A 1,125-nucleotide genomic window follows, 5' to 3' on the forward strand; every position below is an offset into this window, starting at 1 on the left:
CGCCCCAATAGTGATACTCTAACGGGATCCTTTTCTCTTCCCTATGGCACTTGGACAACAGGTTTTGATGGGACGTGGAGCCAATATCATTCGAGTGTTAAGGGAATATTTTCCGATATTATGACTGAGGGGAAGTCTTTATCACTGACACCATGGATTTCACGGGTTATCGACCGTGATCAAGAGGGAAAGACCTGGATGACAGGACGGTTGACATGGAAATATTCTGATAATTTTATTATGGGCAGTCGGGTTGATGTTTCCAGCCGTAAATTGGCTATTGCAACCTTTGAGCTTGATCATTCGCGCAAGTGGCTTGGAGGAGAATTAAGCGCACATATAGGGTTTCATAAAGGGTTGGCAATTCTTGGCGCTTATGATGATAAAGAGCAAGAGAATGCAACAAAAAATTCCCCCAAAGGGCAATTTTCCAAATTGTCTTTTTCCCTAGGCTATGTGCGTCCTTTTTCGCTTCACCAGTATAATTTTCGCTATAACACGCTGTTTTCAGGACAATTATCACCCGACACGTTGTTTAGTTCAGAGCAAATATCGCTTGGTGGCAATTCCTCTGTGCGCGGAGTGCGTGAGGCGATTTATTACGGCAATAATGGGGTGTTTTGGCGCAATGAATTGTCGCTGTTGTTGCCAGGTTTTTCTTCGAGAATGGGGCGTAAATTTATGAGCCAATTCTCTCCTTATATGGCGCTTGATCTGGGGGCTGTAGCCAATGATGTAAGCAAAAACAGTTTTGGCGGGCGCCTTATTGGGGCAACTCTTGGTTTCCATGCAACCGGAGACATTACGGATGTTGATGTGTCTTATTCGAATATTTTAACCCAATCAACAGTGCGAGAAAAGGGGAATAAGACAGGGTTATTTCAAGTGCGAGCATTATTGAGATTTTAGAGCAAAGGGGCGGTAAAAAATATCGCTGCGCTGTTTACACCCATATGGGTTGTTTTTTTTAAGAGATAAAGAATTTTATGAGGAGCTGAAGATGCGGGGATTGAAAGATCAAAAGCACAAATTGGGGTATGGATACAAGCTAGGGTATCGCGTTCTTTGTGTTTTGCAGCGTGGGATCCACAAGGGGCTTTCACTGGTTTTAAGTTTTTGCTTAGC

Annotated in this window: 2 protein-coding genes; one reads left to right on the top strand and one right to left on the bottom strand. The window is 43.5% G+C overall.

Annotated elements, in window-relative coordinates:
• Window positions 1–909, top strand: a 909-nt coding sequence (locus PVV60_RS10590; protein WP_273724683.1) for a ShlB/FhaC/HecB family hemolysin secretion/activation protein, incomplete at its 5' end; no start/stop codon positions are given.
• Here PVV60_RS10590 and PVV60_RS10595 read toward each other — a convergent pair.
• On the bottom strand, window positions 906–1,125 hold a 220-nt coding region (locus tag PVV60_RS10595; RefSeq protein ID WP_273724684.1), incomplete at its 5' end, for a hypothetical protein. The two genes, PVV60_RS10590 and PVV60_RS10595, sit on opposite strands and share 4 nt — an antisense overlap.

The organism is Bartonella sp. AU18XJBT (assembly GCF_028618595.1).
In the GTDB taxonomy this organism is placed as follows: Bacteria; Pseudomonadota; Alphaproteobacteria; order Rhizobiales; family Rhizobiaceae; genus Bartonella.